The 14617-nt window shown below is 72.2% G+C and carries 14 protein-coding genes, 1 tRNA gene and 1 pseudogene; 9 read left to right on the top strand and 7 right to left on the bottom strand.

From position 1 onward, the window contains the following. Positions 1–114: 114 nt before the first annotated feature. Positions 115–309, top strand: coding sequence for a hypothetical protein (locus AB0C59_RS29255; protein WP_363009841.1), 195 nt, complete (start codon positions 115–117; stop codon positions 307–309). A 6-nt stretch (positions 310–315) separates the two neighbouring features. Here AB0C59_RS29255 and AB0C59_RS29250 read toward each other — a convergent pair whose 3' ends face one another. Together AB0C59_RS29250 and AB0C59_RS29245 are read right to left on the bottom strand one after the other, a co-directional pair. Next, positions 316–1542, bottom strand: coding sequence for a phosphodiester glycosidase family protein (locus tag AB0C59_RS29250; protein ID WP_363009839.1), 1227 nt, complete (start codon positions 1540–1542; stop codon positions 316–318). A gap of 76 nt (positions 1543–1618) precedes the next feature. Beyond that, positions 1619–1975, bottom strand: a complete 357-nt coding sequence (locus AB0C59_RS29245) for a DUF779 domain-containing protein (RefSeq protein WP_363009837.1) — start codon at positions 1973–1975, stop codon at positions 1619–1621. A 157-nt stretch (positions 1976–2132) separates the two neighbouring features. Here AB0C59_RS29245 and AB0C59_RS29240 point away from each other — a divergent pair, with 157 nt between their 5' ends. Next, entirely contained in the window at positions 2133–4826 is a 2694-nt protein-coding gene (locus tag AB0C59_RS29240) for a LuxR C-terminal-related transcriptional regulator (RefSeq protein ID WP_363009835.1), read from the top strand. A 4-nt stretch (positions 4827–4830) separates the two neighbouring features. Here AB0C59_RS29240 and AB0C59_RS29235 read toward each other — a convergent pair whose 3' ends face one another. After that, the gene (locus AB0C59_RS29235) at positions 4831–5028 is read right to left on the bottom strand and encodes a hypothetical protein (RefSeq protein WP_363009833.1); all 198 of its coding nucleotides are present in this window, start codon (positions 5026–5028) and stop codon (positions 4831–4833) included. Positions 5029–5080: 52 nt separating this feature from the next. Further along, a complete protein-coding gene (locus tag AB0C59_RS29230; protein WP_363009831.1) occupies positions 5081–5509 on the bottom strand; it encodes a hypothetical protein in 429 nt (142 codons plus the stop codon). 215 nt (positions 5510–5724) lie between these two features. On the opposite strand from AB0C59_RS29230, the gene AB0C59_RS29225 reads away from it, so the two are divergent. The 3 genes from AB0C59_RS29225 (at position 5725) to AB0C59_RS29215 (ending at position 7936) form a co-directional block, all read left to right on the top strand. After that, a tRNA-Pro gene (locus AB0C59_RS29225) sits at positions 5725–5798 on the top strand. A 357-nt stretch (positions 5799–6155) separates the two neighbouring features. After that, positions 6156–7676, top strand: a complete 1521-nt coding sequence (locus AB0C59_RS29220) for a catalase (protein WP_363009829.1) — start codon at positions 6156–6158, stop codon at positions 7674–7676. Further along, positions 7673–7936 carry a DUF3253 domain-containing protein gene (locus AB0C59_RS29215; protein WP_363009827.1) on the top strand — a complete coding sequence of 88 codons (264 nt, stop codon included), beginning with the start codon at positions 7673–7675 and terminating at the stop codon, positions 7934–7936. The genes AB0C59_RS29220 and AB0C59_RS29215 overlap by 4 nt, the downstream gene beginning before the upstream one ends. Positions 7937–8196: 260 nt before the next feature. Here AB0C59_RS29215 and AB0C59_RS29210 read toward each other — a convergent pair whose 3' ends face one another. Then, a complete protein-coding gene (locus AB0C59_RS29210; RefSeq protein ID WP_363009825.1) occupies positions 8197–8733 on the bottom strand; it encodes an NUDIX hydrolase family protein in 537 nt (178 codons plus the stop codon). Positions 8734–9057: 324 nt separating this feature from the next. Here AB0C59_RS29210 and AB0C59_RS29205 point away from each other — a divergent pair, with 324 nt between their 5' ends. After that, complete coding sequence (locus AB0C59_RS29205; protein ID WP_363009823.1) at positions 9058–9972, top strand: SGNH/GDSL hydrolase family protein; 915 nt, start codon at positions 9058–9060, stop codon at positions 9970–9972. A gap of 154 nt (positions 9973–10126) precedes the next feature. On the opposite strand, the gene AB0C59_RS29200 is transcribed toward AB0C59_RS29205, so the two are convergent. Continuing rightward, entirely contained in the window at positions 10127–10615 is a 489-nt protein-coding gene (locus tag AB0C59_RS29200) for a carboxymuconolactone decarboxylase family protein (RefSeq protein WP_363009821.1), read from the bottom strand. A 135-nt stretch (positions 10616–10750) separates the two neighbouring features. Between AB0C59_RS29200 and AB0C59_RS29195 the strand changes: the two are divergent. Then, positions 10751–11708: pseudogene (locus tag AB0C59_RS29195) on the top strand (pirin family protein). Between the two features lie 82 nt (positions 11709–11790). Here AB0C59_RS29195 and AB0C59_RS29190 read toward each other — a convergent pair. Beyond that, positions 11791–12726 carry a helix-turn-helix domain-containing protein gene (locus AB0C59_RS29190; RefSeq protein ID WP_363009819.1) on the bottom strand — a complete coding sequence of 312 codons (936 nt, stop codon included), beginning with the start codon at positions 12724–12726 and terminating at the stop codon, positions 11791–11793. A gap of 127 nt (positions 12727–12853) precedes the next feature. On the opposite strand from AB0C59_RS29190, the gene AB0C59_RS29185 reads away from it, so the two are divergent. Both AB0C59_RS29185 and AB0C59_RS29180 read left to right on the top strand, forming a co-directional pair. Next, complete coding sequence (locus AB0C59_RS29185; RefSeq protein ID WP_363009817.1) at positions 12854–13897, top strand: saccharopine dehydrogenase NADP-binding domain-containing protein; 1044 nt, start codon at positions 12854–12856, stop codon at positions 13895–13897. Between the two features lie 118 nt (positions 13898–14015). Further along, positions 14016–14525, top strand: coding sequence for a DUF2231 domain-containing protein (locus AB0C59_RS29180; RefSeq protein ID WP_363009815.1), 510 nt, complete (start codon positions 14016–14018; stop codon positions 14523–14525). Positions 14526–14617: the final 92 nt, after the last annotated feature.

Here is a 14617-nt window from a genome sequence, read left to right as displayed (position 1 = left end):
AACAAGCTCAGAACCACTCGTTCGGCGGACACGTCATCCGCCCGGACGAACCCTCCACTGCGCCACACTTGCCGCCGGAAGCCGCGAAAGTGGGCGCGGTGGAGGAGGTTCACGATGGCCGTTTCCGTCTCAGTGGTGCTGTTGCTCCTGTTCATCGCGGTGATCTTCATGCGCAACGGCGCGTTGAAGGTCTCGCACGCCATCATCTGCATGATGCTCGGCTTCTTCCTGGCGAGTTCGAGCATGGCCCCGACGATCCACCAGGGCCTCGCGGCCACGGCCCAACTGGTCAGCGGTCTGCACCCCTGACCTCCCTCACCCCGAGAACACCCCGATCCCGTCGGGCACCGCCCGTTCCACCCCGGTGCTGGGGTGATTGCGCACGACGACCCGGCCGGTGCCGGGCGACCGGGTGACCATCGTCGAGGAACCCCCGCCATCGAGGTTGAACCCCTGCGCCGCTCCCAACCCCCGCAGAACGGCCGCCAGTTCCGCGACGGAGAGCCCCTGCCGGTAGGCGCGCGCACCGTCCAGCGCGAGAAGCATCAGACGGTGCCCGCCGTCCGCGACACCCACCGCCGTGCGCACCGCGGGCGCGGACCCGTCGAGCCCGCCCACCGGCACGCCGTCGCGCAGCACGGGGAAACCGCCGATCGCGAACAGGTACGGCACGCCGGACGACGCGGCGACCAGGCGGGCCGCCACGCGCACCGGGTCCCCCCGCCGCAGCCCCCGCAGCCGCCGCGCTCCTGCCTCGCGGCCCACCAGGACCGTCGTACCGGCCGCGACGGGGCCCCTGCCGGGAGTGCCGGCCGTGGCGACGACCCGGCCGTGCCGGAGCGTCACCTCGTAGGTGTCCCGGTCGCAGGGCGCGCCCCGGTCCTCGTCGGTGCCGCACGCGGCCCGCAGCCGGGAGGCCCTGCCCCAGGCCGAGGTGTACGCCCCGATCGCGTTCCGCGGCAGCGCGTACTGGTTGAGCCCGCGCAGCGTGAGACCGCCTCGTGGCGTGGCGACCGAACCCGCCAGGGACAGCCGGTCGAGGCGGGCGACACGGTCGGTGCCCACCCCCAGCACGTCCTCGGTGGACGCGCCCGACGGCAGCGCGGGCCCGAACCGCTGCCCGCGCGGCACGGCCGACTTGAGCGCGTGCCCGTCCGCGATCGCCGGACCGACGGGGGAGCCGGTCGCCTCGACCCCCGGGTGCTGGATCTCGGAGATGTCGAAGAAGTCGCCGTTGACCCCGGCCACCGCGCGCTGGGCCGCGACCAGCCAGGACACCCTGGCGCGGGCCGCGACGGTCCGCGGGTGCAGCAGGCCGATCCGCACCCGCGGGTCGCGAAGGTCGACGGTGAGCAGATGCGCGCGGGCGACGCCGTGCGCCCCCCGCACGTCGAACTCGCTGTATCTGACGCCCGGCGCGATCGCACGGGCCTCGGGAGTCGAACTGGCCGGTCCGGCCCCGGTGAGGGCCGCGCCGGTCAGCGCGCTCCAGGCTGTCAGGACTGTCAGTGCCGTTCTCAACCGCCGGGCGCGAGATGTCACCGTTCTCCCTGATGTCTCGTCAGCTGTGAGCAGGACTCAGGGAAGTGCAGCAGACCGGGATGTCAGGTTGCGGTCTTCAGCCGTCCACTACGCGAGATCGGATGAGAAATCGCACTCCTTCGGGTGCTTCCAGGGAGAACCCGCTGCCACGGCCGGGCACGACGTCCACGATCAGCCGGGTGTGGCGCCAGGCCTCGTGCTGGGCGCGGGACATCCAGAAGCCCACCGGCTCCTGGACCCCGGTCACGGCGAGCTCCGCGAGCAGCACGTCCGAGCCGCCGGTGCGGAACTCGCCCGCCGGATAGCACATGGGGGCGCTGCCGTCGCAGCAGCCGCCGGACTGGTGGAACATCAGCGGCCCGTGGGCCGCCCGCAGTCGCCGCACCAGCTCGGCGGCCGCGGGCGTCAGCTCCACGCGCGGGTTCGTGTCCATGGTCACGGTCCCCATCCCAGCGCGGTGCACGTTGCAACCACGTTGCGTAGGATCGAAGGCATATAAGATCAAAGGGACATTTTTCCCTGTGTACGAGATGCGCGCCAGGAGTACGAGAGGCGCGCCGCAGCCGAGCGGGGGTGCAGTGGTAGGTGCCATGCCTCGTCCGACCACCGGCGGCCACCCGGACCCGCCCTCGGAGGCCTTCGCCCCGAACGGGGACCCCGTCCTCGCCGCACGGTTCAGCGTGCCCGGGCTGCCGCAGACATTCGTTCGAAGACCCCGGCTGACCGAGCGGCTCACCCAGGGGGTGCGCGGCCCCCTGACGCTGGTCAACGGCCCCGCCGGAGCGGGCAAGACCCTGCTCGTCGCCGACTGGATCGCCCAGGGGCACGCACCCGGCCCGCCCGCCTGGCTCACGGTGGCGGCCGAGGACAACGGCCCCGGGGTGTTCTGGACCTACGTCCTGGAGTCCCTGCGGCGGCACGGGCTCGCCGCACGCGGCGACATCGGCAGCCCGGCCCAGCCGGGCGAGGTGGACCACTCGCTGCTGACCAGGCTCGCCGCGGAGCTGAGCGCACGGGCCGAGCCCGTGGTGCTCGTCCTGGACGAGTTCGACCGGGTCGGCACCTCGGCCGCGGTCGCCGGGGAACTGCAGTTCGTGCTCCGCCACGCCGGGGACGGACTACGCCTGCTGATCATCAGCCGCACCGAGCCGCTGCTGCCGCTGCACCGTTACCGGGCCGCCGGAGAGGCCACCGACATCCGCGGCGCCGACCTGGCCTTCCGCCCCGAGGAGACCGCCGAGCTGCTCGACCGGCACGGCATGCACCTGTCCGACGACGGCACCCGCGCCCTGACCGAGCGCACCGCGGGCTGGGCCGCCGGGCTGCGGCTGTGCACCCTGGCGGCGCAGGGCAGCGACGACCCCGAGGCCTTCCTCAAGGACTTCGAGGCCGGCCGGAGCACGCTCGCGGACTTCCTGCTCGCGGAGGTCCTGGACACCCAGCCCGCCGAGACGCAGAACCTCCTGCTGCGCACCAGCGTGCTGGAACAGATCCACCCCGGCCTCGCGAACGCCCTCACCGGGGGCGACGACGCCGAGGCGATCCTCGCCGGACTGGAACGCGCGAACGCCTTCGTGGAGTCCATCGGCCACTCCTGGTACCGGCTGCACCCCCTGTTCGCCGAGATCCTCCGGGTCCATCTGCGCGTACGCGACCCGGGCCTCGAAGCCGAACTGCACCGCCGGGCCGCACGCTGGCTGAGCCGGGCGGGGCAGCTGGCCGAGGCCCTCCCGCACGCGGCGGACGCGGGCGACTGGGAGCAGGCCGCCACCTGGTTCGTCGACGGCCTGGCCATCGGCCGACTGCTGACCGGGCTGGACTCCGAGCACCTCGACGCGCTCTTCTCCCGGATGCCCCCCGACGCCTCGGGACCGGCCGCGGACCTGGTCCGCGCCGCCCGCGAGCTGGCACATCACGACCTCGAACGGGGCCTGGGCCACCTCGACCGCGCCGAGCGGGCCGTCCCCGAGGGCGACGGCCCCGGCACGCCCGCCCTCCGGCTCAGCTGCGCCCTGCTCAGGGTGCTGGCCGCCCGGATGACCGGCTCCGCCGACCGGGCCGAGGCCGCCGCCGACGACGTGACGGCCGCCGGCCACGGCATCCCCGCCGAGAACCTGGCCCGGCACCCGGAACTGCCCGCCCTCGTGCTCACCGACCTCGGCTCGGCACAGCTGTGGGCGGGACGGCTCGACGCCGCGCGGTCCTCGCTGGCCGACGCGGTGAAGGCGGACGGCGGCCCGGACACCGCCCTGCCCCGGCACGAGTGCCTCAGCCGGCTGGCCCTCATCGACTTCCTGAACGGCTGGCCGGGCCGCGCCGAGTCGCACGCCCGCGAGGCCCTCGCCGAGGCCGAACGCTCGGGACTGCCGCCCGACGCCAGTACCGGTACCGCGCAGCTCGTCCTGGCCGCGGTCGCCATCGACCACGACGACCTGGAGGCCGCGCGCACGCGCCTGGACCACGCGGCCTCCGCCACCCTCCCGCGCGACCCGCTGGTCAGCGCGGGGCTGACACTCCTGAGGTCCCGGCTGCTGCTCGCCCGCGGCCACCCCCGGGCGGCACTGCGGCTCCTGGAGGAGCAGCGGCGGTGCCCGACGCCCGGCGAGCCCTCGCCCTGGGTGAACGACCGCACGGCCCTGACCATGGCCGCGGCCTACCTCGCCGACGGCAGGGCGCAGGCCGCGCGCGAGGTCCTCCAGGAGGCTATGGGGACACCGGGCCCGGAGAACGTGATCGCCGCGGCCCGCGCCCATCTCGCCACCGGGGACGGCGAAGCCGCGCAGGACCTCCTCGACACGCTCCCCGTCGGGCAGGGCGAGGGTCCGGCCATCACGGTCAGGGCGCTGCTGGCGCGGGCCCAGACCGCCGACGCGCTGGGCGACCCTGCCGAGGCCCAGCGGCTGGTCGCCCGGGCCCTCGCCGTGGCCCGTCCGGAGCGGCTCAGACGGCCGTTCCTGGAGTCCGGCCCCTGGCTCAGGCGGCTGACCCGCCGCCGACCCGAACTGACCCGGGGACACGACTGGCTGCCGGAGTGGTTGGCCGGCCACACCCCGGCGGAGCACACGGCCGAGGCCTCGCCGGCGCCGGTGACCGAACCTCTCAGCAGGCGCGAGCAGGAGGTGCTGGAACGGCTCGCGCAGATGATGTCGACCGAGGAGATCGCCGCCGACCTGTACCTGTCGGTGAACACGGTCAAGACGCATCTGAAGAGCCTCTACCGCAAGCTGTCCGCGAGCCGGCGGGGCGAGGCGGTGCGCCGGGCCAGGGAACTGCACCTGCTGTGACGGGTCACTCGGGCAGGCGCCGCATCTCGACGACGTGCAGCCCGAGCGACTGGCAGCGCGCCAGCAGGCCGTACAGATGGGCCTCGTCGACGACCTGCCCGGACAGCACGGTCTGGTCGGGCACGACGACGCTCTCCAGTTCCGGGAACGCCCTGGTCAGCGTCTTCGACATCTGCCCGTCCACACGGATCTCGTATCGCATGAGAACGCTTCCCTCGCGGTCGTGCCGTGCCCGGCGCCGAGCCACCCGCCGCCTACCGCGCGGCGGTGTCCGAGGTGTCCCGCGGAGCCACGCACAGGGCCCAGATGGTGAACCCGAACAGGGCGATGAGGGTGAGGGACCAGACCGGGGAGTACGGGATGGACAGGAAGTTGGTGATGATCAGCAGGGCCGCGATCGCCACGCCGAGGACCCGCGCCCAGGTGGTTCCCATGAACAACCCGATGCTCACGATCACCGCGAGCGCCCCGAGGACCAGGTGGATGATGCCCCAGCCCGACAGGTCGAACTTGAAGACGTAGTTCGGGGTGGCGACGAAGACGTTGTCGCGGGCGACCGCCATGATGCCCCGGAAGACGGCGAGTACGCCGGAGATGAACAGCATCACGGCGGCGAACAGGGTCAGACCGGTCGCGGCCGCCATGGTGCCGGCCGAGCGGTGGTGCGTCGGGGTGGTGGTCATGGGGGGCCTCCGTTCGTTGCGCGGCCGCTGTGCACAGCCGCTCACCTGCGAGCGTGCGCCTCATGAGCCCGGTGTTCCTCACCCGGGAAGGGTGAGGAGGTGGCATTCGCACACCTGCTCGACCAAAGTCCCGGCAGCGGCGCGGGAGTGAGCCCCGTCGGAACTGTGCGGTAGGGTTGACCTGCGTGATCGCGCGTACAGCCCGCGACATGCATCGGGACGTGGCGCAGCTTGGTAGCGCACTTGACTGGGGGTCAAGGGGTCGCAGGTTCAAATCCTGTCGTCCCGACAGATGAGGTCGGAGGTCAGTGGCCGGTTTCGGAGATGTCCGAAACCGGCCCTTGATCATTTTCTGGGGCCCGTGGGGGCCTTCTCGGTGGCCACGTCCCCTTTGAGGTGTTGCCGCGCGCGACGTGCCGTCCGATCGGGCGATATCGACCCCTTTCGCGGGTAGGTCGGGGTGAGCGGGTTTATTCCGCCCTCTCAGGGTCACGCGGCCTGTGGGTACAAGGTGCGTCTTGGCGGTCTCCGCCGACTCCGCGGGTGCGCGGCGAGCGGAGAAGGCGGCAGCCACACCCCACCGATCGGACGTCGGCGCCCGGGGCGCCACGACGTCGCTGCTGACCTGAGCACGAAGGACAGACTCATGACGGAGATCCGACCCGCCACCACGACCGATTCCGGCGCGCCGGTGGAGAGTGACGAACACTCGCTCACCGTGGGCCCCGGCGGTCCGATCCTGCTCCAGGACGCCTATCTGATCGAGCAGATGGCGCAGTTCAACCGGGAGCGGATCCCCGAGCGTCAGCCGCACGCCAAGGGCAGCGGCGCGTTCGGCTACTTCGAGGTGACTCACGATGTCAGCGCCTACACGAAGGCGGCCGTGTTCCAGCCTGGCACCCGAACCGACCTGGTCGTCCGCTTCTCGACCGTCGCCGGGGAGCGCGGCAGCCCGGACACCTGGCGTGACCCGCGCGGCTTCGCGGTGAAGTTCTACACCAGCGAAGGCAACTACGACATGGTCGGCAACAACACGCCGGTGTTCTTCGTGAAGGATCCGATGAAGTTCCAGCACTTCATCCGGTCCCAGAAACGCCGAGCGGACAACAACCTGCGTGATCACGACATGCAATGGGACTTCTGGACCCTGTCCCCGGAGTCCGCCCACCAGGTCACCTGGCTGATGGGAGATCGCGGCATCCCGCGGACCTGGCGGCACATGAACGGGTACACCTCCCACACCTACATGTGGATCAACGCCGACGGCGAGCGGTTCTGGGTGAAGTACCACTTCAAGACCGACCAGGGCGTCGAGTTCTTCACCCAGGACGAGGCCGACCAGATGGCCGCGGTCGACACGGATTACCACACCAGGGATCTGTTCGAGCACATCCGGGACGGCGACTGTCCGAGCTGGACCCTGTACGTCCAGGTGATGCCGTACGCGGAGGCCGCGGGATACCGGTTCAACCCGTTCGACCTCACCAAGGTGTGGCCGCACGGCGACTACCCGCTCATCCCGGTCGGCCGCATGACCCTCGACAGGAACCCCACCGACAACCACGCGCAGATCGAGCAGGCGGCGTTCCAGCCCAACAACTTCGTTCCCGGCATCGGCCCGAGTCCGGACCGCATGCTGCTGGCCCGACTGTTCTCCTACGCGGACGCCCACCGCCACCGTATCGGCGCCAACTACCAGCAGCTGCCGGTGAACGCCCCCGTCGTCGACGTCCACACGTACTCCAAGGACGGCGCGATGGCCTACCGGAACACGAGCGACCCCGTGTACGCCCCGAACTCCAAGGGCGGTCCCGCGGCCGACACCGAGCGCTACGGATCCCCGCCCAGCTGGACCGCCGACGGCGAGATCACCCGCGCCGCCTATGTGTCCCACCCGGAGGACGACGACTGGGGACAGCCCGGCACCCTGGTGCGCGAGGTGATGGACGACGACGCACGTGACCGCCTGGTCGACAACGTCGTCGGACACCTCCTGAACGGGGTGAGCCGGCCGGTGCTCGAGCGGGCCTTCACCTACTGGTCCAACATCGACGAGGAGATCGGTAAGCGTATCGCCGACGGCGTCCGGGCCAAGGCCGACGAGAAGGACCCGAAGGCCGCCCAGCAGGGCAACCCCGCACGGCGCTCCATGCAGCACAAGGCATGAACGAGTCCCAGGACCGGCGCTTGGAACAGACGATCCTGGAGCTGCTGGGCCGTCGTGCCCCGACCGCGTCGATCTGCCCCTCGGACGCCGCGCGGGAGGTGTACGAGGGAGAGGATGACGGATGGCGCGCCCTCATGGAACCGGCCCGCCAAGCTGCCCTGCGGCTGGTCGCGGCGGGCAAGGTGGACATCACGCAGGCAGGGCGCGCCATCCAGCCGGCAGAGGCTCGCGGCCCGATCCGTATCCGCCGCTCCCGCTGACGCACCGCGTGCGCCCCTTGCGGTCCGGGAGACCAGGGGACCGCGAAGGCGCCCGTGGGGAAATGCCTCTGATGCACGTGCTGTGACGCCTCCGGAGACCGCCCCGCACGACCACCGCAAGCTCGGCCGTGAACGGGCCTGTTCGGCGCCGACCCACTCGTCGGCACCGGCCTGCCGCACCGACTGCCCGACCGTACATCCGCAGGGGGACGCAGGCCGGCCCGGCGGCCCCGGGTGCGGTGCCGGGCCGGGCTCGCAGGTCAGGACAGGCAGCCGACGTGGGCCAGGGCCTGCTTGAGCAGGACGCCCTGGCCGCCCGGCATCTCGCCTCGGACCACCTCGGAGGCCGCCTCCTGCGGGCTGAACCACACCAGGTCGAGTGCGTCCTGACGGGGACGGCAGTCACCGGCCACGGGGACGATGTAGGCGAGGGACACCGCGTGCTGACGGGGATCGTGGAACGGCGTGATCCCCAGTGTCGGGAAGTACTCGGCCACGGTGAAGGGCTGGAGGGAGGGCGGCACTCGGGGGAGTGCCACCGGCCCGAGATCCTTCTCCAGGTGGCGCAGCAGGGCGTCCCGGACCCGTTCGTGATGCAGGACCCGCCCCGAGACGAGCGTCCGGCTCACGGTCCCGTCGGGCCCTATCCGCAACAGCAGTCCGATGCTGGTGACTTCACCGCTGTCGTCGACCCGGACGGGCACCGCCTCCACGTACAGGATGGGCATGCGGGCGCGTGCCATCTCCAGTTCGTCGGAAGTCAGCCAGCCGGGCGTGGTTTCGGTCGTGTCAGGCATTGCCTGATCGTACGGTCAACACCTCGCATTGTCCGCGTGTCACTCCAGGTCAGACGCAAGTCACACGGATGGCAGCCCGGCCGGGCGCGCGGGAGGGGGCGGTGGAGAGGATCCGGCCACCCTCCGGAACGGCTCCTCGCGGCCCGGCGCGCGGTCCGCATCCACCCGAACGGAGGGGAGCATTCGGGTCGTGACGATCGCACACTCGTCTGCTGGGTGCGGGGTGTCCGCGGCCCTTCGGACCTCCCGGGCACGTGGGGCCCATCGGCCTGAAGAGCCTTCCCCCGCACGGTCGTCGAGTCGTTCCGAGAGGGAGGATCCACTGTGCCGAGGAGAACACGACGCAAGGGAGCCGGACGCGTACCGGCGCTGGGCGCCGCCGTGGTCGGCTGCGTGCTCGCGCTGACGGGAGCCACGGCGGTACCGGCGAGCGCCGAACCGGCCGGGGCGCGGCACCACCTGGACTACGTCGCTCTGGGCGACTCGTACGCCTCCGCGCCCGGAGTCCCCGACCAGGTGGACACCGCCTGCGCCAGGTCGAGTCACAACTACCCCTCGCTGGTGGCCGCCCGGCAGGGGGCGCGGCTGACGGACGTCACCTGTTCCGGCGCGACCACCGTCGAGATGACCAGCCCGCAGGGCACCGCCCCCGCCCAGTTCGACGCCCTGAGCCGGGGAACGGACCTCGTCACCGTCAGCATCGGCGGCAACGACGCCGGGTTCAGCGCTGTGCTCGGCACCTGCGCCCGGCTGACGCCCACCGACCCCACCGGGGCCCCGTGCCGCGCGCACTTCACCGGCGGCGGCCACGACCAGCTGGAGGAGGCCATCGAGAAGACCGCCGCGAAGGTCGCCCGGGTGGTGCGTGGTGTCCATCAGCGGTCCCCGCACGCCCGGGTGCTGGTGGTCGGCTATCCGGACCTGCTCCCGGACGACGGAGCCGGCTGCACGAGCGCTTCGGTGCCGTTCGCGGCGGGGGACTTCGCGTATCTGCGGGACACCGAGAAGGAACTCGACGCGATGATGGCGAGGGTGGCCCACCGGAGAGGCGCCGGCTTCGTCGACACCTACGGTCCGACCGTCGGCCACGACGTCTGCCGGCCGGCCGGTACGCGCTGGCTGGAGTCCCTCGCCCCGAGCATGCCCGCCGCGCCGTTCCATCCCAACGCGCTCGGCGAGCGGGCCATGGCCGCGGCCGTGGAGCGCGCCCTGGCCTGCCACCGGCCGCCGCGCCGGTGACGCACGGCCCCGGCACGGCGACGCCGGCCTCTGCCCGCGGCCGCCGCCGGACCGCCGGGGCCCGAGTCGGGGCGTCCGGCTGCGTACGCCGCCTGCCCGCCGGGGGCCGGAGTCCGGCGGGCAGGCGGCTTCGCGGCGATCGCCGATCCGCGGATCAGGCCTCCGAGGCCGCCCGTACCGGGTGCTTGCTCATGATCGAGACACGGTTGAACGCGTTGATCGTGATCGCCGCCCAGATCACCGCGGATATCTGGTCGTCCGAGAACACCGCGCGCGCCGCCTCGTAGGCGTACTCCTGGGCGGTCGCGTCGGACGGCGCCGTCACCGCCTCCGCCAGGGCGAGGGCGGCGCGCTCCTCGGGCGAGAACACCTCGGTGTCCCGCCAGGCGGCGAGGACGCCCAGCCGCTGCGTGGTGTCGCCGGCGCGCAGCGCGGCCCTGGTGTGGACGTCGAGGCAGAAGGCGCAGCGGTTGATCTGCGACACCCGGAGGTTGACCAGTTCGACCAGGGTGCGGTCCAGTCCCGCCTCGGTGGCCGTCGCGCGGACCGCCTCGGACGTCTGGAGCAGCGCGTGATAGGCCTTGGGACTCTGCTTGTCGATGAAGATCCGCCGGGCCGTGGACTGCGTCGTACCGGTGCTCAACCTGGGCTCCTTCGAAAGATGTCGTGCGGTGCGCACAACGCGGTGTGCACAACGCGGAGACAGCGGGCGTGATTCCGGGCCGGGCGCACCGCCGGACGTGTCCCCGGTCACCGTCCCCGGAACACGGTTCTCACGATAGAATGGTTGAATATAAAACTACTATCGGAGGTTCAGGTGTCGGAGATCGAGGTCCTCTCCCCGCGTGACGTCCCGCTCGGCGGCCCCCGGGCGATGACCGTCCGGCGCACTCTGCCGCAGCGGGCCCGGACCATGATCGGAGCATGGTGCTTCGCGGACCACTACGGCCCGGACGACGTCGCCGAGAGCGGCGGCATGGTGGTCGCCCCGCATCCGCACACCGGTCTGCAGACGGTGAGCTGGCTGTTCAGCGGAGAGATCGAGCACCGGGACAGCCTGGGCAGCCACGCCCTCGTACGGCCCGGCGAGCTGAACCTCATGACGAGCGGGCACGGCATCAGCCACTCCGAGGTCTCCACCGAGCGGACCACGGTCCTGCACGGTGTCCAGCTCTGGGTGGCGCTGCCCGCCGAACACCGCGACACCGCACGCGACTTCCGGCACCACGTCCCCGAGCCCGTGCGGGTCGACGGGGCCGTGACACGGGTCTTCCTCGGCTCCCTGGCCGGCAGCGACTCCCCGGTGCGGACCTTCACACCGCTGCTGGGCGCCGAGATCCTCCTCGAACCGGGGGCCTCGCTCACGCTCGACGTCGACCCGTCCTTCGAACACGGCCTGCTCGTCGACCACGGCGACGTCCATCTCGCCGGCACCCTGCTGCACCCTGCTGCACCCGGCCGACCTCGGCTACGCACCCCCCGGCACGGGCACCCTGACCCTGGTGAACGAGTCGGCGGTCCCGGCCCGGACGGTCCTGCTCGGCGGAACCCCGTTCGAGGAGGAGATCGTCATGTGGTGGAACTTCGTCGCCCGCACCGGCGAGGAGATCGCCGAGGCCCGCAGGGGCTGGATGGAGGGCACCCGCTTCGGCGAGGTCCACGGCTACGACGGCGCCCCCCTGCCCGCACCGGAACTGCCGAACCTGGCGCTGAAGCCACGAGGAAGGGTGCGTTGACCTGACGGGATGAACAGGGGATCTCTTCGGACGGCACCTGCCTGGGCACTGTGCGATCGGCCGCCCGGGCCCTGATGCTCCTTCAGGGGCGGAAGGTACGGCGGTAGGTGTCGGGTGGGACGCCGACGCTGCGGTGGAAGTGGCGGCGCAGAGTGGTGGCGGTGCCCATGCCGGTGGCCGCGGCGATGGCGTCCACGGTGGCGCCGGTGGTCTCCAGCAGTTCCTGGGCGTGGCGAATGCGCTGGGTGTGGAGCCATTGCAGGGGCGTGGTGCCGGTGAGGTGCTTGAAGTGGCGGCCGAGGTGACGTGAGCTCATGCGGGCCTGGCGGGCCAGGTCCTCCACGGTCAGCGGCTTGTCCAACCGCTCCAGTACCCAGGGGAAGAGCTCGCCCAGCGGGTGGTTGCCCGGGGCGGGGAGGGGCGTGGCGATGAACTGGGCCTGGCCGCCGTCGCGGTGCGGTGGGGTGACCAGGCGTCGGGCGATCTTGTTGGCGTTGGCCGAGCCGTGGTCGAGGCGGACCAGGTGCAGGCACAGGTCCATGGCCGCGGCTTTGCCCGCGGAGGTGAGGACGTCGCCGTTGTCGACGTAGAGGACGTCCGGATCCACCGCGGCCGCCGGGTGGCGCCGGGCCAGTTCCCGCGTGTGGGCCCAGTGCGTGGTGGCGCGCCTCCCGTCGAGCAGTCCTGCCGCGCCCAGGACGAAGGCGCCCGTGCACAGTGAGGCCACGCGGGCACCGGCCGCGTGGGCCGCACGCACCGCCTCGACCAGCTCGGCGGGCGGGTCGCGGTCGGTGTCGGCCCACCCGGGGACGATCACCGTGTCCGCGTGCGCGAGGTGGTCGAGTCCGTGGTCGGGGTCCAGACGGAAGCGGCCGATGTGCACGGGCCCGCTCCCGCAGAGGGAGAAGTCGTACCAGGGATCCACGATGTGGGTCAGGTCGGCTCCGAAGACCTCGACGGCCACGGACAGTTCGTAGGGGAGCATGCCGTCGGTGGCGGCCAGTGCAACAGAAGACATGTCCGAAACTGTACGCGGCATGTCGTTTCCGACGCTCGTGCGGGGCCCTGCCGGAGGGACAGGATGTGGATGTCAGGCCGCGGCGGATCGACCTCGCGGCGGGCGTTCGCGTACAGGGGAGAGTCTCATGGGGTCAGGTCAGCTGGTGACGGTGTTCGGCGCCTACGGTCACACCGGGCGGTTCGTGGTCGCGGAGCTGGCCGCACGCGGGTTCGTCCCGGTGCTCTCCGGGCGCAACGCACAGTCCCTGGAGGAGATGGCCCACGCACACGGGCTGGAGGCCCGGGTGGCGTCGGTCGAGGACCCGGCTTCGCTGGACCGGGCCCTGGCGGGCACGGCGGCGGTCATCAACTGCGCCGGCCCCTTCGCGTCGACCACCGGCCCCGTCATCGAGGCCGCGCTCCGCGCGAAGATCCCCTACCTCGACGTGGCCGCCGAGCTCGAGGCCAACCTCGACACGTTCGCCCACTACCGCGAGCGGGCCCAGGACGCGGGAGCGGTGATCGTCCCGGCCATGGCCTTCTTCGGCGGCCTCGGCGACCTGCTGGCCACCGCGGCGATGGGCGACTGGACCGAAGCCGACGAGGCACACATCGCCTACGCGCTCAGCAACTGGCACCCCACCGCCGGTACCCGGCTCTCGGGCGCGGTCTCCCGCGAGCGACGCGGCGACCACCGCCTGCGCTACAGCGGCGGACGGTGGGAGCGCCGCACCGACGCCGCCCCCACCCTGGAGTGGGCCTTCCCGGAACCGATGGGACCCCGGCCGGTGATCGGGGAGTTCACGATGGCGGACTGCGTCACCGTCCCCCAGCACCTCTCCATCCCCGAGGTGACCACCTACATGAGCGCCGAGGCGGCCCGAGACGTCGCCGCCCCGCACACGCCGGCCCCGACCGCCGCCGACGAGAGCGGGCGCTCGAACCAGACCTTCCTCGTCGACGTCGTCGTCCGCTCCGGCGGAACCGAGCGCCGGGCCACTGCCGTCGGCCAGGACATCTACGCCGTCACCGCGCCCCTCGTCACCGAGGCCCTCGAGCGCGTCCTGACCGGCCGCACCAAGAGCGTCGGCGTCGTCTCCGCCGGCGAGATCTTCGACGCCCCCGACTTCCTGCACGCGCTCGACCCGCACATCGCAGTCGAGCTGCACCCGCAGAAGCGGAACGCCTGACCCGAGCCGTCCGCCCGGCCGTCGGCCGCGTGCCCTCGGTGGCGCGCACCGGTTTCAGAGGAACCTGAGAGGTCCCCGTGCGAGGCTGGCGCCCCCCACCTCCCTCAGGAGCCTCTCGATGAGTCTGATCAACGGTTTGCCCGCCCATGTCCTGCTGGTCCATGTGGTCGTCGTGCTGGTACCGCTCACGGCGGTGGCCCTGGTGGCGGCAGCGCTGTGGCCGCGTGCCGCCCGGCGGCTCGGGCCGTTGCTGCCGCTGCTGGCCCTGGTCGCCCTGGTCAGTGTGCCCTTGACCACGCAGGCGGGCGAGTGGCTGGAACGGCATGTGGACGACGACCCCCTGGTGCGGCGCCACACCGAGCTGGGTGACGGGCTGCTGCCGTGGGTCCTGGGCCTGTTCGCGCTGGCCGTCGTCGTGTGGTGGGCAGGCAGGCGGGCTTCGGCGGGGCCCGAGCGGGACGGCGCCCGGCCGGTCGCCCTGACCGTGCGGATCGTCGTGGGCGTCCTGTCGCTGGCTGTCGCGGCGGGCGCGGTGGTCCAGGTGTATCGGATCGGTGACTCCGGAGCGCGGGCCGCCTGGCATGACGCCTACTCGAAGACGCCGACGCGGTCGGCTCGGCAGCACTGATCCGGCGGGTCCCGCGGTCCGTACCCCCATGAGCTCCCGACGCACCGGAGCCCCTCGCGCGATCCGAGGGGCTCCGGTGCGTCGGGAGCCGA

It is taken from the genome of Streptomyces sp. NPDC048664, assembly GCF_040650555.1.
Classification (GTDB): Bacteria; Actinomycetota; Actinomycetes; order Streptomycetales; family Streptomycetaceae; genus Streptomyces.
This window is presented reverse-complemented; position numbering and strand designations above follow the sequence as displayed.